Source organism: Sporocytophaga myxococcoides (assembly GCF_000775915.1).
GTDB classification, from domain to species: Bacteria; Bacteroidota; Bacteroidia; order Cytophagales; family Cytophagaceae; genus Sporocytophaga; species Sporocytophaga myxococcoides_A.
Genome location: NZ_BBLT01000002.1, coordinates 567,811 through 585,477, shown reverse-complemented (window position 1 = coordinate 585,477; position 17,667 = coordinate 567,811). Strand labels below are relative to the sequence as shown.

The window sequence follows — 17,667 nt, the reverse complement described above, 5'->3', positions numbered from 1 at the left end:
ATGGCAAAAAAGAAACTGAAAGCTAAAACATCGGCCAAGAAAGCAGCCGTAAAAAAAGCAGCGGGCAAGAAAGCTTCCGCGAAGAAAGCAGCTGCGAAAAAGGCTACAGCTAAGAAAGCTGCAAGCAAAAAGACAGCCGCTAAAAAAGCAGTTGCTAAGAAAGCTGCTGCTAAAAAAGCTACTGGCAAAAAAGCTGCTACCAAAAAGGTCGCATCTAAAAAAACTACTGCTAAAAAAGCTGCAGGTAAAAAAGCAGTTGCTAAAAAGGCTACAGCTAAAAAAGCAGCCGTTAAAAAGGCAGCATCCAAAAAAGCTACAGCTAAAAAAGCAGCCGTTAAAAAGGTAGTTTCCAAAAAAGCCACAGCTAAAAAAGCAGTTAGTAAAAAGGCCGCTGGCAAAAAAGCTGTTGCTAAGAAAGCAGTTTCCAAAAAGGCCGTTAGCAAAAAAGCTGTTGCTAAAAAAACTACAGCTAAAAAAGCTGTTGTTACTAAAAAAGCTGTAGCTAAGAAAGCTATAGCAAAAAAAGCTATAGCAAAAAAAGCAGTAGTAGCTAAGAAGACTGTGGCTAAAAAAGCAATAGCTAAAAAGACCGTTGCTAAAAAGCCTGCAACTAAAAAAGTAACTACAGAAGTAATATCTCAGGTTCAGCCGGAAATTACTCAAACAGAACAGATCACTCCTTCTGTTCAGGAAAACATTCTGAGCATTAACAAACTTTCTCAAACTATAGAGGTAGCTATCACTCCTCCTGCTTCTAAAAGCGAAAGCAATCGTGTATTAGTAATTAATGCACTTGCAGGTGGCTCAGCTAAACTTGAAAACCTTTCAAATGCAAGAGATACACAAACGCTTATCCGCCTTCTTAAATCAGAAGATGATGTGTTTGATGTATTAGATGCCGGAACTACTATGAGATTCCTTACTGCTTATAGTGCAGTAACCAGAAAAGAAGTAGTACTTACAGGTACCAAAAGAATGCAGGAAAGACCTATTGGGATTCTGGTAGATGCGTTAAGACAACTTGGCGCTGAAATTGAATATGAAGGAAAAGAAGGTTTCCCTCCTATCAGACTTTCAGGCTTTGATAAAGAAAAAGCTGAAAACAACAGAATTCAAATAAGAGGTGATATAAGCAGTCAGTATATTTCTGCCCTTCTTATGATCGCTCCTGTTCTTCCCAATGGTCTGGTTCTTGAACTTACAGGAAAAGTAAGCTCTAAGCCATATATTGAAATGACTCTTGACCTTCTTTTCCATTTCGGAATAGAAAGTGAATGGGATAGTAATATCATTACTATAAAAAATCAGGAATTCATTCCGGCAGATTATATAGTAGAATCAGACTGGTCAGCTGCAAGCTACTGGTATGCTATAGCTGCTTTGGCTCCTGATGCTAAAATTGAGTTAACAGGTTACAAATATGGTTCAATCCAGGGCGATAGCAAAATCTCTGACTTCATGGATTTATTAGGTGTCAAAACAACCTACCTTGAAGAAGGAATCGCTCTTGAAAGCCAGGAAGTAAAAGGCGTTGAATCACTTGACTTCTCTGACAATCCTGACCTTGCTCAAACTATTGCTGTAATTGCTGCAGCTAAAGGCATCGAGCTAACATTAACTGGTCTTGAAAGCCTTAGAATAAAAGAAACAGACAGAATCTCTGCTTTGCAGAACGAACTTAAAAAATTTGGAAGCGACCTGGTTGAAGTTGAAGAAAACTCTGTATACAAAATTGTAAAAGGAGACTTCGAAGTAAACGGCCAGACAGTTGAGACTTATGATGACCATCGTATGGCGATGGCTTTTGCCCCTCTGGCTGTATTAGGACCAATTAAAATTGAAAATCCGGGAGTGGTAGAGAAATCTTACCCTCACTTCTGGGATGATCTGGAAAAAGCAGGATTTAGTTTCTAATCCTCAAAAAAAATAAGATCAATTGCAATTTGCTTTGATCAAATCAGAAGCCTGTGAAGACCCTAACTCAATTGACTTGGTTAGATCTTTACAGGCTTCTTCCTTTTCATTCAGACTTAACTTCGCTACTCCTCTTAAATAATGCGCCTGAGCACTGGAGGATCTTATTTCTATCAAAGTATTTAGATCATTTACTGCTTCTCTGAAATTGCCTCTGCCAATATTGGCTTCAGCACGTTTTTGATAAAGTGAAAAATTTCCCGGATTGAGTTCAAGGTATTTTGTATAATCAGCCTCTGCTTTATCAAAATTGTTCAGCTTCATATACAGATTTCCTCTGTTTAAATAAACGTCCATTTTATCAGACATGAGCTTAAGGCTTTGATCATAATCATCAATTGCAGCCTGAATACTTCCCAGATTCGTCTTGATTAAAGCTCTGAAAAAGTAAAAATCAAACTCTTCTTTATTGAGCATAATAGCCTTATCCAGTGCCGCCAGGGCACTTGTAAAATCTCGCAGGTATTGATAAGTTGTTCCGAGGATGAAATACACTTCTGCATCTTCGGGGGAAAGTTTCATTGCAATTTTTACATCTGCCATAGCCTGATTATAATTCCCAAGCCTGTTATTCGCTTTTGCACGATAGATGAAATAGTTCTTATTTTGCTTATCGAAGTTGATCGATTTGGTAAAATAATTAACAGATTCGGAATCCCTTCCCAGTCTGTAACTCAATACGCCAAGCATATATAAAATTTCAGCTGTTGGTTTTAACTCACTGCATTTTTTAAAATCCATAAAGGCCTCTTCGTACATGCCGAATAGGTTATACAAAATTCCCCTTTCATATGATGCAGAAAAATGCTTTGGGTCGATCATGATAAGCTGAGAGTAATCCAATAATGCTTCATCATCCAGGCCAATCTTGGATTTGAGTTTTGCTTTGCGAAAAAAATAATCTGTGTTTTTAGGATAGAGCTTTGTAAGCTTGTCAAGGTCTTCCATGCACTGGAAGTTGTTTCCCAGTTTATCATTGGCTTCAGTCCTCCCCAGTAAAGCTTCCTGATAATCCGAGCGAATGGTGATGGCTGCAGTAAAATCATCAACTGATTCCTGATATTTCCCTTCTTTAAATTTTTGGGTCCCACTTTCATATAAAGCTTTAGCCTTGGAGTCTATATCCTGACTAAAACCTAGTCCGGAGAGCATTACCAACAAAAAAATGAACGTTATCTTTTTCATTGTCAGCACTAAAACAAAGATTTAAAATAATCTGACGCTAATCTCATTCTGCTTCCATACCAGGAAAAAATTTCCCCGTTAACGAGTTTAACGGACTGAATCGGACATAGTTGTTGCAGCTCTACCTTGTCTTTTTCCTTAAAAAAATAAGGCTCTGAAGATAAAAGAATTATATCAGGTGAAAGAGCTTTAATTTCATCTAAATCTGTTATAGGATATCTTTTTCTGTCTTTAAATACATTCATAAAGCCAGCTTTTTCCATCATCGCATGGATATAGGTATCTCCTCCTACAGTCATAAATGGTTTCTTCCAGATTAGATAACATGCCCGAAGATTTGTTAAGGATCTGTAGGAATCCAGGGAATCTTTTATTTCTTTAGCTAACTTTCTCGTTTCCTCATTTTTTCCTGTCAACACCCCCAACTTGTTCATCATCGCAAAAGCTTCCTCAATAGTCTTTACCTCTCCCACCCATACCGGATATTTTTTCTGCAATTCATCTATTGCCTTCTTTTCATTTTCTTCTTTATTCGCAATGATCAGATCCGGAGAAAGTAAATCGATCTTATCAAGGCTGATATTTTTAGTACCTCCGACTTTAACTTTATTAGAAACCGTATCTGGATATTTGCAGAATTTAGTCACTCCTACCACTTCATTTTCAAGACCTATATCAAACAAAAATTCTGTAACCGAAGGGACCAGACTCACGATCCTTTTTAATGGCTTCGTCAAAACCAGTTTTCGGTCCAACATGTCGGTGTGAATTGACTCCATTATATTCATCATACTAATTTAAAGGCGCTCTTCAGTTTTATCACTTCAAAATTATGTAATTTTGCTACTTTATTCCTGACAATGAAAAAGATAAATATTCCTTTTAGGAAAAAGCTTGCTAAGTTGCTCTTATTTCTGCCTCTTACCGCTGCAATAGTATTTATCTATCTTTTATATAAGTCAGACTGGATGATTTATCCGGGCATGAAGGTTTCCTCTTATAATGATAAGCTCAATGATCATGGAAATTCGGAACTTCATCTTCTAGATACTACCCATCATAAACTTCTCTTTGAATACACTTTAAATAATGGAGCACCCTATCCATACCTGGGAGTTTCTATATTCCCTGAATCAGCATTTGTAGATCTTTCAGATTTTGATTACCTGGAAATTGAAATTGAAGCGAACAAATCCAAGAGAATTCCAATACATATTCTTGTGAATGTTCCCGGCTTTTCTAATTCAAAAGATGCTATCAGCTATCGCCAAATGGAACAGGAAATTGATTACTATCCTGATCAAAAAATTTACAGGTTATATATCGACAAGTTTAAAACACCAAGCTGGTGGTTTAGCAAGTGGCAAGTAAATGAAGACAAAGTTGGTTTACCCAATTATTCTCAAGTACCATCTTTTTCCATACAGAATTGCCAATTACTAAAAACCGGTGTGAGGGAAAGAATTAAAGTGTCTTATGTAAAAGCAGGAAAGGACAATTGGATTCCTGTCACCATTATAACAACTGTGACCTTTGTCTTTTATACTTTGATATACATTTATATAAAGTTTAAACAAACAAGAAGTATTTCATCCAACCGGTATCCTTATCAAAAACTTAATATCGGCAATATTGCTGATGAAGATGCTCAGAAAATTATCAAATACATTTCTGAAAATTACCAACGTGAAGATCTAAATTCGGAGGTAATGCAAAAAGAACTGGGGATGACGGAAAATAAAATAGCTGCAATTTTCAAAACATCCCTGAATACGACTTCCAAAAAATACCTTAACTCAATAAGGCTTCAGGAAGCTTGCAGGTTGCTGAAAGAGACTGACAGACAAATAAGTGACATCGCATATATAGTTGGATATACCAGCATTCCCCATTTTAACAGAGTGTTTAAAGAAAATATCGGATGTACACCAAATGAATTCCGGAAAAACCTGTTAAAAACCTCCTGATTCCTTCATAAATCCCTTTTGTGAAGGATTCTGGGGCAAAATGCAAAGCCATTTTGGGTCTCTTTTTAGTATTTCGAGTAAAAAAGAAACACCAAAATGATACAAAGAAAACTGTTTATCATCATCCTGTCCATTTGTTTCCTCCTTAATAAATCAACTGCACAATCTAAGGGATACAAACTAGATTTTGACAGCAATGACTGGGCCCCTTCCTATAGTCATCCGGACTTCACTGTAAAAAATAAGGATGGTATTCTGGTTATTAATACTCTATCTGTAGGGTCTGATTATGAAAACTTTGTGGGGTATCTTCCTAAAACAGATTTAAGTTCTAATCCTTTTGTTTATGTGAAAATCAAAACTCAATACCCAGTAAAGTTTCAACTTAGGTTACTGGATAATGCTAATAAAGAGACTAATGACAACAACCCTTCAATTCCCGTTTCGCCTGATAATGAATATAAATGGATGACTTTTGATTTTACGAATAAATTCAAACAAAGCTGGCCAGCAAATGATACTGTTAACAGTAGAGAGATTGTAAAATTCTCAATTATTCTTAATGCGGGCGGACCAGATTATACAGGTTGGGTTAATATCGACGAGATCGTTTTCGGTGATTCTAATTCAGTGAAGCTTCCCTTTGATCCTATTGTTTATCAGCCCAAAGTAAATCAGCTAGGCTACCTTATCAAAAATCCGAAAGTAGCTATCATCCCCTCTAATAAAATGCTGGCCTTTCAAATCATAGAAAAGACAACGAAAACTTCTGTTTTCTCGAGTACCACATCTTCACCTTCGAAATGGCAATATTCGGAAGAATCAGTTGTAAAAGCTGACTTTTCCGAACTTGAGCAGGAAGGGCATTATTATCTTTTAGCGGAAGGTTTAAAAGCTTCCTATGACTTTACAATAAGTGATACCGTTTTAAATGGTCTGCAAGCTGCTGTTATTAAGGCTTTTTATTTTAACAGAGCTAGTATGGACATTACAGTACCATATGGAGGAAAATGGAGCCGTGCGAATGGACATCCTGATGATAAGGTTCTCATTCATTCTTCTGCAGCTTCTGACGAAAGGCCTGAAGGCACGGTTATTTCTTGTCCCAAGGGCTGGTATGATGCCGGAGATTATAATAAGTATGTTGTTCCGGCGGGAATATCGGTATGGCAACTACTTTCATCATGGGAATACTTCAGGACTGAGACCAATACCATGAGTTTAACGATCCCCGAAAGCAATAATAATCTTCCCGACATCCTTGATGAAGCCCTCTGGGAAATAGAATGGCTCCAGACTATGCAGGATCCGGCTGATGGTGGCGTGTATCATAAGCTAACGAACGCAGAATTTGATCCCATGGTTATGCCTGAGGATGCTACTACTCCAAGATATGTAGTCAAAAAAACCACTCCAGCTACGCTGAACTTCGCTTCTATGCTGACAAAAGCAAGCAGGATATACAGGCAATTTCCTGAATATAAAACAGACATTACGAATACCTGGCTCGCCCAGGCAGAAAATGCATGGGATTGGGCTGTCGCTCATCCGGAGGAGCAATATGATCAGGATCTGATCAACCAAACCTATGAGCCTAATATACATACTGGCGATTATGGTTTACAAAGTTATAATGTAGAATGGGCGGATGAATGGTTCTGGGCAGCTGTAGAATTATACATAGCAACGGGAAAACTGAAATATTTAAATAAAATCAATTTTCCTGACAAACCTCTTGAAGTGCCTAAATGGTCGAACACAGAGTTTATGGGAATTATTTCAATGATAAAAAACAAAGACAAGTTTTCTTCCTATGAAGTTGAACATGCAGAAAACCGTTTGATAAAATTTGCCAATGTGCTAAATGATTATGCCAAAAAATCTCCATATGCAACCTCTATGGGAACTATGGCCTATGACTTTGGCTGGAACAGCAATGCCAATGCTGCAAACCACTCTATGATTTTGCTTCATGCTTATGAGCTAACAGAGAATAAGGATTATTTTAATACTGCAATAATGAATATCGATTATCTGCTCGGAAGAAATCCATTAAACTATTGCTTTGTAACTGGCTTTGGCACTCAATCTCCTCAACATATTCACCATCGCATATCCTCTGCTGATGGGGTGACTGAACCCGTACCAGGTTTAATAGTGAATGGCCCTCACAATGATGATCTCAGCTTTTGTACCTATCCCACAACGATTCCTGCATTCACCTACCTTGATGATGAATGCAGTGCACCCACCAACGAAGTTGCAATCAATATTAACTCTGCATTAGTCTACTCATTGAATGCCTTGAAAAGCATTTATAGTGAGAAAATTCTTAGTCCGGTAAAAAAAAAGACTTCAGAAGAAAAAATAGCCTTGTATCCCAATCCAAATGACGGGACATTCGAAATAGCAGTTCCTGAGATATTTAAAAATGGCCAATGGAAACTGATAAATACATATGGAAATCAAATGGCACAAGGAGTGCTTTCTTCAGAGACAAAGCAGAGGATTTCATTTCATGGTATACACTCAGGACTGTACATTCTGATCTTTAACAATGAAGGGAAAAGCAGCAGTATCAAGGTGAAAATCTATTGAAAGGAACATATAAATAACAAGCAAAAAACGGAAGTGGGTTACACTATCCGTTTTTGCTTTCTGAAATATCAAAAACCAGCTTCATACAAAACCTCTTGCGCCTCCACTGCCGATGGCACCTCCAGCTTCTGTATCATTTTCTGAATTACATTTAAAGGAACAGCATATTCTCTGTTCTCATTTTGTTTCAGAAGGACTTTATATGGAACTTCTACATAAATAATCTTTACCCTTCCTCCATAAGAAGTAAAAAGATCTATCAGCTGCTCTCTCATTGAACGAGTGATATTGGTGGCATTCCATACAAAAGACTTCCTGGCACGCATGTATACTTTCGCAGCTTCCTTTGCTTCCTGAATGACTGTTCCGTTTCCTTTAGAGTCTGTCGGATCAATCTTAAGCCTTCGTCTGATATCGTCAAGCGAAACCACCGGCAGATCAGGAAAATGCTTTTTCACATAAGTATCCTTGCCAGCACCAGGAATTCCTGCCATCATGATCACTTCAAATTTTGTATCATTAAAAGGAACAAAGTCAACTCCACTTTCCTTTCTCTGTAGATAGAAAAACTTTGAGATATTATCACGAAACTGCTTTGCTTTGCCAAAGCAATCATGTTCCCTGCATAGCTCACTGAACAGCTCAATTTTGTAAAGCAATTCATCTTTGTCAGGACATACTCTTCCAAGTATATCCGCCTGAGCCAGGAGAGACAAGTGCATTGTACTCACCTCAAGACTGGCACTGATGGCTGCTTTTACCGGATCTTCCTTTTCAAACACCCAGAGTGGCAAACCATGATGTCTTACAAGTTTTGCTATTGCTTCTCTTATAAAAAATGGAGTTTCAACTTCTGTATACAAAATGTTTCTGGCAGTAAGTTCTCCTTTTTTAGCATGCCCTTTTGAAGTAATTCTGCCATCGTCTTCTATAACTGTTGTAGATCTTTTTTCTACATCATGCAACAATGCTGAAGCAAAAAGAATATGCTGATCCTGTTCATTTAACATTTTGAATTCATCAAGGCCGATTAAAGCTTCAGTGACCATTCTCGTATGGACTTCAACATCACCTTCTCCATGAAATATGGGATCTTGGGGGACACCTTGCATGTCCCTGATCCATTCAAATGTAGATTTTAATTTTTCCCAATCATATGTACTATAGATCTTCCACATATCTGTCTCCTTTCTCTCTTAATAAAGGCGCACGTTTCCAGTTTCTCGTCCAGTGTTCGTCTGTCTTGACGTGACCTTTTCTTACATATTTGAATACATTGTTTTTAAAAGCGCCAACACGATAACCTTCTGTGTTGCGCGTTACCAAGCCTTCCATTGTACATGCCGATTTGGTATGAACATCTTCAGAACCAAATACACTTTGCTGAGATACAATGGAAAGAACATCTTTTCTAAACTCCTCTTCGCTGGAAGGGTTTACTGTCTTTATTTCAGGTACAGTACTAAAATCAAGCATTGCTGCATAGAACTTAGTCTCTTCCCACGAAAGCCATTGATCATGCTCTCTGACACCAAATACATAGAAGTGTTCTGGCAGATTTACATATTTAATGGAATGAACAGCATAAAGATTTTCACCGAAAATCTCCAGATCACCGAGATCACTTTTGATCAACTCCCATTTTTGTTGCAGGTGCCTTGCCCATGGATGGACAGTAGGTGCCGCATGTGATCTAGCAAAAACACCATATTTATTCAGGCAGGAGTTTTCACCATCCAGTTTTTCTGTATGGATCACCTGCTTTATAGCGGACATATCATTCCAATAATGATGGCTTATCCTGTCGTCGCTGGTGGTACCAGGAGAAAAGGGATAATGATATGTCCTTCCGTATTTATTCGAAAGGCTCATAAAAGTAAAATTAAAGCAAAGGGCAATTGCGCTTTTTCAGCTTGCTACAAGTCCCGTAAAATGAATTGTTTTGGATAATAGGATATCTGACTGCTATTTTTTTAGCAGCAAGTAATTAAAGGTGAGGAATAAAAGAAATTACATGACTTCAATTATTTAAAAAATTGTCTTTTATGATAATGCAAAGATATGAGATCTTTTATGAAAGTAAAAATGTGCTGAAAGATATAAATGTTATTGAGTAGGTCTGGAAACCAAAACAGCGGCATCAAATAAATATCTGTAATTATAGCTCCTTTAGTAATTCTCTTAGGTTCAAAATGAAGTTTGGTTACCTCCATTTCTAAACCTTTATTAGAATTTTCAACCACGATATTTGTTTGTACTTTATCCTTATTAACAGTTTTCAATGCTTCCTTAATATAATAATGCACATCTTCAATGTTAATCACATAATAAACACATCTCTTGGTACCCGATCCAATAAAATCAAATGCAATAAAGGGAGCAGGCAGAGAGAATAATTTCTTAACCGAGAGGTCTTCTGTTTTAAATGTATCATTATAAGATGAATCAATCCCCCAACCTATACCGTTTTTAACGTATCCCCAAGACTGTAAACTATCACTAATTTTATAATCATTTTGAGCCAATGATTTTTTAATGAAATCAAATGTTATATTTCGGGGTATTTGCGCAAAGATGGAACTGGTTAGAAAGATAAAAAGAGTAAAAGTTAAAGCGTAACACTTATAAATATTGCACATTCTCAATTGTCAAGTTTAAATATACACTGCTTTTGAATTCTTTATTGAGCAGGTATTTCTGAAATCATCAATAATGCCTTTTTATCATACAATATTATTTCTGTATGAAAGGTAATTTTTCCCTTTTTACGTAGTGGGTAGAAATGAAAAATAGAAGCTTCTTTATTGAGATCTTTAATAAAATTATATGCCCAAATATTATTAGAACTATCTCCTTCAAAAATTACTGCTGATTTATTCGCTTCCAATAAATAATGCGGCAGGTCTTTAATACTAAATACATAGAATAAGGCGGCTTGATATATTTTCTCCTTTTCTGTAGGATTGCAGTTAAAATATAATAGATAAGGAGGTTCTTTGCTTAATAATTTCTTAATTGACATATCCGGTTTTGAAGTATCACTGGATGTCACTTTAAAACCCAGATACTCACTTTTATACATGTCAATATCAAAACCTTTCTTCCTTAAAGTATCAAACAGAACTTCTTGAGTACAGTTCCGAACTGAGTTTACAATAAGGTCAAAAGAAATGTTATTAAATGTCTGGGCAAACAAATCATTTCTTCCGCACAAAAAAATTAGTGTTAATAAAAATATCCTCATCAAAGAAAAATTGAATTGTTCTTTACCCAAACCACTCCTTCTCCTGCTCTTCAGTCAGATTGCCTCCGCAAAGGATTATGCCTACATTCTTGTTCTTAAATTTGTTATTGTATTCCATCACGGCAGCAATACCTACAGCAGAGGATGGCTCCACTTTCAGGCCCGTATGTTTGTAGATCAATTTAACTGCTTCTATGATACTCTTTTCCTTAACTAAAAAGCCTTCATCAATTAATCCATTCATGTCCTGAAGCGCCTGAGGAATTGGTACACGTACAGCAATGGCATCAGCCACGGTATTTAATTTTCTATGGTGAACAACTACCTCCCCTTTTTTCCATGAGTCAATCATTGCAGATGCTTCTTCAGCCTGAATGGCCACCATCTTAGTTTGTGGGCTAAGTTTTCTAAAAACACTGGCAACTCCATTATATAAGCCTCCATTACCCAATGCAACTAACAGGTAATCTAATTTTTCCGGCAATGCAGCAAGCTCCACACCAATAGTTCCTGCACCTTCAACAGTCTCAATATCAAGGCTGTCTTCAACAACTCTTACACCAGATCTTTTAGCAAAATATCTTGAACCTTCCTTAGCTCCTTCAAAATCATCACCAAATAAAATCACATTGGCTCCCAGCTTTCTCATAAGGTTCACTTTAACGGTATTGGCATTAAAACTTGCGAATACAGTAAGATCTATGCCTTTCTTCTGACAGGAATAAGCCATTGCCTGACCAAAGTTTCCGGCACTTGCACAAATTAGCTCAGTCTCGTCTTTCAGATTTGATACCAGTAATTCAGCACCTCTTCCTTTGAAGGAACCGACAGGATTCTGAATTTCAACTTTTAAATAAATATTAGTTCCAAGAACTTCAGATAATGATTCACTCAAATATTGAGGAGAATTCAGGAATACCGGATCAATGACTGTTGATGCTTTATTAATTCTTTCCTGAGATATTCTGCTTTCCAGGGTTTTCATGAAGGGAGCTGTTATTATTCAGCTAATATCTTACTAAGAAATTTGATTATCAAATTCATGTTTCAATCTATGCAGTCTTATTTTATACTACATCTAATGATACAACGCATTTCAACCTGATTATGAAACAATTCTATCAAACTGTCTTTTTTTGTATCATAAAATAAATTTGAAAAACCTGTAGAAAGATTCTACAACCATTAACAACTATAGGACTAAACGAGTATTATTAACGATTAAATCATTATTATAACAAAACAATTTTGTATTTTGCTACAACGATATTTATATAGAATAATGGATCAGATATTTGTAATTGATGATGATTCCATAAGTAACTTTCTTGTAGAGAAGCTGCTTGTAAAATTAAATTTCTGTAAAGAAGTAAAAATCTTTACCAATGGCCTTGAAGCATATAGACATCTTCTTGTATCAGAAAAGCTTCCTTCACTAATTTTTCTTGATATTGATATGCCGGTGATGGATGGATATGAATTTATAAATCAATTAAAAAAATCGGGACTGGATAAAAAAATACCGGTTCTAGTATTTACTAATTTTAACAGAGAAGAAGAAAAGCTGCGTCTTCTAGGTGATTTCAAAGTAGTTCAGAAACCTTTAACTCTTGAAAAAATGCAGATGCTTTTTCCAGCAACTGCATTTTAAAACAAATAACTTATTTCTTATAAATTTCTATTTCAATCTCCATCAAATCACCACCTTCACTAGAGTCCCCCATTTCCACGTAATATCCGCCTTCTTTAGAAGTCCATACCTCATCGTTTTTGTCATTGGTAATGAATTTACCATAACGTTCATTAAAATATTTTTGAAAATCATCGATAAGAGACTCTTCAAATGATAGATTAATATTTTCGATGAATGCTATACCAAAGCCATTTACTTTTTGCTGATCATCAAGATAATAAATGATTTCAGCATATTCTTTCTTATCTATTTCTTTCTTGAAGATCATAAAGTTCTTACCATCTGCAATGAACTGAGCATCTTCTGTTTTTTTCACCGTTTCAGCAGGAACTCCAAAATCATATCCTCTTATGACTCCTTTTTCACTTTTTATAACAGCCTGAACTTCTTTTCCATGGCCTTGGAGATAGTCCTTTGTCTGTGCATGTGCAACACAGATGACTAACATTGAAACTATTAATAGTAACGGATTTTTCATATAGTAAAGTTAATTAAGGGTTTTTCCCTACAAATATAACATTAACACTAAGGGAAAACAAGCATCTGATTGTAAGTGAAAACCTTATACTTTACTACTTATTTAGCCAGTCTAATTCCATCTTGTTCCAGTACAATAAGCCTTTTCTTATATAAAAGTCCTACAGCTTTTTTAAAAGACTTCTTGCTCATCTGCAATCTGACCATTATTTCACCGGCATCACTGTCATCATTAAGGTCAAGATATCCATCATTGGCTTTAAGTTTTTGCAGAATGAATTCAGCAGTTGGATCTATATTCTTAACTCCTTGTTGCTGAAGGCTTACATCAATTTTATTATCTTCTCTGATTGTTTTGATATAGCCTTTTGTTTTATCTCCGGGGTATATGTTTTTAAATATTTCATTATGATATATCAATCCTTTATATCGATTGTTAATAATCACATTTACACCAACTTCAGAAGATTCCCCGATGAGCAGGTCTACTTCATCTTCTTCATTAAGCTCTATGATTTCTTTTTCAAGGAAAGGCTCAATCTTACTGGTTGCGACAAGTCTGTTACTCTCTTTATCAAGAAATAAATAGACAAGGTAGCTTTCGCCTCTTTTCATATTCTTTTTCTGTTCGCTGAAAGGAACCATCAGATCTTTTTCCAGCCCCCAATCCAGAAAGGCACCTACGCTGTTTACATCTTTTACCTCCAGGCATGCAAACTGATTCAATTGCACTTTAGGAATCTGGGTAGTGGCAATAACTCTGTCTTCAGAATCCAGATATATAAATACCTCTATTTCATCATCCACAACAAGGGTAGACGGAATGTACCTGTGAGGTAATAATACAACCTCTTCTTCACCGTCTTTACCCAAAAACATTCCTGGAGGTGTCAGCCTTAAAGCTCTTAATTTGTTAAATTTTCCTATCTCAAACATTCAGCAAAGGTATTTCTAATTTCTCAATAAATTCATGATGTCTTAACGCCTTTAATATCATATCAATAACCTTTAAGGTCCAGTTCATTGGTATCAATTATAGGAACCTGCTTTTTCATCTTCTTTTGAATGATGCCAAAATGATGATGATCTTCTTCATATAATAAAGTAATGGCTTCACCCGGAGATTCTGCTCTTCCCGTCCTCCCTATTCTATGAACATAGTCTATCGGCGATCTCGGCAGTTCATAATTGATAACAAAAGGAAGAAACTGAATATCAATACCCCTGGCAGCAATATCTGTAGCTACGAGCACTCTTAGTTTTCCTGTCTTAAACTTCTTCAATGCATCCATACGTGCTCCCTGGCTCTTATCTCCATGAATAGCTGCTGCCTCAATCCCATTTTTATTTAGCTTAACGACGACATTATCAGCCCGCTTTTTGGAAGAAACAAATACCAATACCTGTTGCATATCACGGCTTTTGATAAGATATCTTAATAACACTCCTTTCTTGTCCGGATGAACGTGGTAGGCCAATTGTTTTATCAGCTCAACTGATTGTTCATCTTTTTTAATCTCTATGGTAACAGGATCTTTAAGGAAATTTTCTTTGATAGAATTAACAGCTTCTCCAAGGGTTGCTGAGAAAAGTATTGTCTGGCGCTGCTTTGGTAGAAGTTTAAATACTCTATTCATTTCTTCTTCAAAACCCAGATTCAGCATTTTATCTGCCTCATCAAGAATCAATATTCTGACATCTGATAGAAATACTGCATTATTATCAATGAGTTCAAGCAAACGACCAGGCGTTGCAACCAGAATATCCGTTCCGCTCATAGCCATCATCTGAGGATTGATGGAGACTCCGCCATAAACAGCAAGGGTCTTTAATTTCTCAGGAAGACCTGAACTGAATTGCTGAAAAACTTCTGAGACCTGCACAGCGAGTTCTCTCGTTGGCACCAGTGCCAGGACTTTAACATACCTGTTTCTTGAAGGAATTTTATTTTGTAAAAGGTCTAAAACCGGCAATACAAAACTTGCAGTTTTGCCTGAGCCTGTCTGTGCTATTCCTAAAACATCCTTTCCACTGAGAATTACAGGGATAGCTTGTTGCTGAATCGGGTAAGCTGTTTGATACTGTTTTTCAATGCCTTTTATCAAAGGCAGAGACAAACCGAGAGAGTTGAAAGACATTATATATAAATTTCGACATTTAAATATACGACTATTTGGACTGCCTTTTCAGAGACAATTTTTGGATGAGAGGGGGCACTTGGGAAAAAAGAGGATCTTTTTCCACTAACAAGAAGATTAAACATCAAACCAATTTTGATAAAAACTACTAAAATATTAGAAGATAGAAATTTAACAAAAACACTACCATTCAACATTTTAAAAGGCAATCCAGAAGAGTTTAGTCTTGAATATTGTGAAAAAAAGAAAACAAATTGCTCCATTTTTAATTTAATTCTATATTAATTCTATAGAGTATGAGTATTGCATCAAAACTTTTGTATATTTGTATGATGAAACAACCTCGATAGGATTTTCAGAATTACAAACAAGAACCACCCAAAAACAATATGCCCATGGAGCCAAATTCGACATTCTTACCTGCGGAAGGTACTGATAAAGAGAAAGCACAAGATCAAGAGCTGAATAAAATTGAAACAGAAATAGAACAGCTAGAGAATGCCGGAGCTAATCTTGAGGTAAACGAACAGCTCATTGACAAGATTAATGAATTTAATGCTAAGAGTCCTAAAATGCGCTGGATTGTTGGTGGTACCATTGCATTTGTAGTTGCAGCATTCCTGATTTCTTATAACATTATAGCTTCTCAGCCGGATTTGGTTCAACCAATCGCACTATTTCTAGAGAGCGTCTTTAACGTACATCTTATCGATTTCATACTTGTAGGTTTAGCAGCTCAAATGGTTGACGGGGCATTAGGTATGGCATATGGAGCAACCTGTAGTTCATTTCTTTTAACTTTAGGAGTTCCTCCTTCAGTAGCCAGTGCAAGTGTACATGTTGCTGAAATTTTTACAACAGGAGCCTCAGGAATTTCGCACCTTAAATTCGGTAACGTCAATAAAAAATTATTTAAATACCTTCTGATACCAGGAATGCTTGGAGCTATTCTGGGAGCTTACCTCCTGTCTGATATCATTAATGGCGATATTATAAAACCATTCATTTCTGTTTATCTTTTAATACTCGGAGTTATTATACTCAGAAAAGCATTCCGTAAAACCCAGGTTAAAAAGAAAACTAAAAACCTTGGATGGCTTGCCGGATTCGGAGGATTTATGGATGCCGTTGGTGGCGGTGGCTGGGGTCCTATAGTTACTTCTACTCTTTTAAGCAGAGGAAGAACAGCAAACTATACAATCGGATCTGTAAACCTTGCCGAATTCTTCATTGCTCTTGCTGGTGCCGGTACATTCCTGATCTTTACCGGAATATCAGGATGGCAAACGATCATAGGACTTGTAATAGGCGGTATCATTGCTTCTCCTTTTGCAGCATTCTTAGTTTCGAGAGTTAAACGTAAGCCAATTATGATTACAGTTTCCTTGTTAATTATAGTGCTAAGTTTAAGGACTTTTTTCAACACTAACTATGCAAAGCTTTGGGATAATATCCTGGGATTGTTTTAAAAGAAACTCATCTCCTTCTATTTGTCTTTTAAAAGGGGAGAACAGAAAGAGTCTGCTTTATATTGAGGCAGACTCTTTTTGTTTAACTATTACTACTGACAATTTAAAGAACGATTATCTTTATCTTTAAAATTTTTAACTAAAAGATGGAACAGATAGAGAGATTAAAATCAGATTTTAATATCAATGTATTTTGCCTGCTAAACTCTACTACCAATAACCTTTTTTTCCATGCTACGAGATATTGACAACTACTATTTGACCAAGGAAGAACCTAATAAAAGTTGTTTGCTTGCTTTGAGAAGTATTATCCTCGAACAAGATAAAGACGTTGCAGAAACTCAAAAGTATGGAATGCCTTGCTTCATCTATAAAAAAAAGGCATTCTGTTATCTATGGACAGATAAAAAAACGAATGAACCCTATATTCTGATGGTTGAAGGAAAACACCTTGATTTCCCAGAATTAGAAGTGGGCAACAGAGCAAGGATGAAGATCTTTAGAGTTAATCCGAATAGAAATTTACCTATAAAAAAGATTCATCTTATTCTGAAACAAGCTCTGGATTTGTATAGAGATGGGATAATAAAGATTTAAGGTAAAAATTTATTCTTGCTTTTTCATCTTACCTCTAGGGAGCTATACTTTTGCAAGAATAATATCATTAATCCTGACAAAATGAGAACGAAACTTGTTGTAATAATTTCTATTGAATTCCAGAACTTCATATGAACAAACGGACAAATTGATATAATTTAATAACTGCTATGCGAAATGTTTGAATATTATTGAACATTTGAGACGCCATACATGGTTTCTCTACCCCCCTCCTTCCGGTATTTTTAAAAAAAGACTTCCAGCTACTGACATACTGCTGTCACTCCTGACCATTAATTTTGATTCATCATCAATTAAAATCAAG

16 protein-coding genes are annotated in these 17,667 nt (G+C 36.2%); 6 read left to right on the top strand and 10 right to left on the bottom strand.

The features are described from left to right. Positions 1–1,914, top strand: a complete 1,914-nt coding sequence (gene aroA / locus MYP_RS25655) for a 3-phosphoshikimate 1-carboxyvinyltransferase (protein ID WP_081990423.1) — start codon at positions 1–3, stop codon at positions 1,912–1,914. A gap of 18 nt (positions 1,915–1,932) precedes the next feature. Here aroA and MYP_RS06925 read toward each other — a convergent pair whose 3' ends face one another. After that, a complete protein-coding gene (locus MYP_RS06925; RefSeq protein ID WP_045460389.1) occupies positions 1,933–3,159 on the bottom strand; it encodes a tetratricopeptide repeat protein in 1,227 nt (408 codons plus the stop codon). Positions 3,160–3,167: 8 nt separating this feature from the next. Continuing rightward, positions 3,168–3,950 (bottom strand): helical backbone metal receptor, encoded by a 783-nt coding sequence (locus tag MYP_RS06920; RefSeq protein ID WP_231570015.1) that lies wholly within the window; start codon positions 3,948–3,950, stop codon positions 3,168–3,170. Positions 3,951–4,019: 69 nt separating this feature from the next. On the opposite strand from MYP_RS06920, the gene MYP_RS06915 reads away from it, so the two are divergent. Both MYP_RS06915 and MYP_RS06910 read left to right on the top strand, forming a co-directional pair. Then, a complete protein-coding gene (locus tag MYP_RS06915; RefSeq protein WP_045460387.1) occupies positions 4,020–5,126 on the top strand; it encodes a helix-turn-helix domain-containing protein in 1,107 nt (368 codons plus the stop codon). 96 nt (positions 5,127–5,222) lie between these two features. Beyond that, on the top strand, positions 5,223–7,724 hold the full coding sequence (locus MYP_RS06910) for a glycoside hydrolase family 9 protein (protein ID WP_052430000.1): 2,502 nt from the start codon (positions 5,223–5,225) through the stop codon (positions 7,722–7,724). 68 nt (positions 7,725–7,792) lie between these two features. On the opposite strand, the gene MYP_RS06905 is transcribed toward MYP_RS06910, so the two are convergent. From MYP_RS06905 to MYP_RS06885, 5 genes are all read right to left on the bottom strand, one after another. Beyond that, positions 7,793–8,902 (bottom strand): AAA family ATPase, encoded by a 1,110-nt coding sequence (locus MYP_RS06905; protein WP_045460386.1) that lies wholly within the window; start codon positions 8,900–8,902, stop codon positions 7,793–7,795. Further along, positions 8,886–9,596, bottom strand: a complete 711-nt coding sequence (locus MYP_RS06900) for an RNA ligase family protein (RefSeq protein WP_045460383.1) — start codon at positions 9,594–9,596, stop codon at positions 8,886–8,888. Before MYP_RS06900 ends, MYP_RS06905 begins: the two co-directional genes overlap by 17 nt. A 152-nt stretch (positions 9,597–9,748) precedes the next feature. Further along, positions 9,749–10,249 (bottom strand): hypothetical protein, encoded by a 501-nt coding sequence (locus tag MYP_RS06895; protein ID WP_156140375.1) that lies wholly within the window; start codon positions 10,247–10,249, stop codon positions 9,749–9,751. 155 nt (positions 10,250–10,404) lie between these two features. Next, positions 10,405–10,938, bottom strand: coding sequence for a hypothetical protein (locus MYP_RS06890; protein WP_197060025.1), 534 nt, complete (start codon positions 10,936–10,938; stop codon positions 10,405–10,407). Between the two features lie 52 nt (positions 10,939–10,990). Further along, positions 10,991–11,953 (bottom strand): threonine ammonia-lyase, encoded by a 963-nt coding sequence (locus tag MYP_RS06885; RefSeq protein WP_045460374.1) that lies wholly within the window; start codon positions 11,951–11,953, stop codon positions 10,991–10,993. A 297-nt stretch (positions 11,954–12,250) separates the two neighbouring features. On the opposite strand from MYP_RS06885, the gene MYP_RS06880 reads away from it, so the two are divergent. Continuing rightward, positions 12,251–12,619 (top strand): response regulator, encoded by a 369-nt coding sequence (locus tag MYP_RS06880; protein WP_045460372.1) that lies wholly within the window; start codon positions 12,251–12,253, stop codon positions 12,617–12,619. A gap of 10 nt (positions 12,620–12,629) precedes the next feature. Here the strand turns inward: MYP_RS06880 and MYP_RS06875 are convergent, their stop codons facing one another. The 3 genes from MYP_RS06875 to MYP_RS06865 all read right to left on the bottom strand — a co-directional run bounded on the left by MYP_RS06875 (position 12,630) and on the right by MYP_RS06865 (position 15,276). Next, positions 12,630–13,139: a hypothetical protein gene (locus MYP_RS06875; protein WP_156140373.1), complete on the bottom strand. Its 510-nt coding sequence runs from the start codon at positions 13,137–13,139 to the stop codon at positions 12,630–12,632. 98 nt (positions 13,140–13,237) lie between these two features. Beyond that, positions 13,238–14,074, bottom strand: coding sequence for a CvfB family protein (locus MYP_RS06870; protein ID WP_045460367.1), 837 nt, complete (start codon positions 14,072–14,074; stop codon positions 13,238–13,240). Between the two features lie 62 nt (positions 14,075–14,136). Continuing rightward, a complete protein-coding gene (locus tag MYP_RS06865; protein WP_045460364.1) occupies positions 14,137–15,276 on the bottom strand; it encodes a DEAD/DEAH box helicase in 1,140 nt (379 codons plus the stop codon). A gap of 395 nt (positions 15,277–15,671) precedes the next feature. On the opposite strand from MYP_RS06865, the gene MYP_RS06855 reads away from it, so the two are divergent. Then, the gene (locus MYP_RS06855; protein WP_081990440.1) at positions 15,672–16,745 is read left to right on the top strand and encodes a sulfite exporter TauE/SafE family protein; all 1,074 of its coding nucleotides are present in this window, start codon (positions 15,672–15,674) and stop codon (positions 16,743–16,745) included. A 231-nt stretch (positions 16,746–16,976) separates the two neighbouring features. After that, positions 16,977–17,342 carry a DUF1801 domain-containing protein gene (locus MYP_RS06850; protein WP_045460358.1) on the top strand — a complete coding sequence of 122 codons (366 nt, stop codon included), beginning with the start codon at positions 16,977–16,979 and terminating at the stop codon, positions 17,340–17,342. Positions 17,343–17,667 lie beyond the last annotated feature (325 nt).

Coding starts and splice junctions, on each gene's coding strand:
- aroA (WP_081990423.1), top strand. CDS start 1: ATGGCAAAAAAGAAACTGAAAGCTAAAACATCGGCCAAGAAAGCAGCC.
- MYP_RS06925 (WP_045460389.1), bottom strand. CDS start 3,159: ATGAAAAAGATAACGTTCATTTTTTTGTTGGTAATGCTCTCCGGACTA.
- MYP_RS06920 (WP_231570015.1), bottom strand. CDS start 3,950: ATGATGAATATAATGGAGTCAATTCACACCGACATGTTGGACCGAAAA.
- MYP_RS06915 (WP_045460387.1), top strand. CDS start 4,020: ATGAAAAAGATAAATATTCCTTTTAGGAAAAAGCTTGCTAAGTTGCTC.
- MYP_RS06910 (WP_052430000.1), top strand. CDS start 5,223: ATGATACAAAGAAAACTGTTTATCATCATCCTGTCCATTTGTTTCCTC.
- MYP_RS06905 (WP_045460386.1), bottom strand. CDS start 8,902: ATGTGGAAGATCTATAGTACATATGATTGGGAAAAATTAAAATCTACA.
- MYP_RS06900 (WP_045460383.1), bottom strand. CDS start 9,596: ATGAGCCTTTCGAATAAATACGGAAGGACATATCATTATCCCTTTTCT.
- MYP_RS06885 (WP_045460374.1), bottom strand. CDS start 11,953: ATGAAAACCCTGGAAAGCAGAATATCTCAGGAAAGAATTAATAAAGCA.
- MYP_RS06880 (WP_045460372.1), top strand. CDS start 12,251: ATGGATCAGATATTTGTAATTGATGATGATTCCATAAGTAACTTTCTT.
- MYP_RS06875 (WP_156140373.1), bottom strand. CDS start 13,139: ATGAAAAATCCGTTACTATTAATAGTTTCAATGTTAGTCATCTGTGTT.
- MYP_RS06870 (WP_045460367.1), bottom strand. CDS start 14,074: ATGTTTGAGATAGGAAAATTTAACAAATTAAGAGCTTTAAGGCTGACA.
- MYP_RS06865 (WP_045460364.1), bottom strand. CDS start 15,276: ATGTCTTTCAACTCTCTCGGTTTGTCTCTGCCTTTGATAAAAGGCATT.
- MYP_RS06855 (WP_081990440.1), top strand. CDS start 15,672: ATGGAGCCAAATTCGACATTCTTACCTGCGGAAGGTACTGATAAAGAG.
- MYP_RS06850 (WP_045460358.1), top strand. CDS start 16,977: ATGCTACGAGATATTGACAACTACTATTTGACCAAGGAAGAACCTAAT.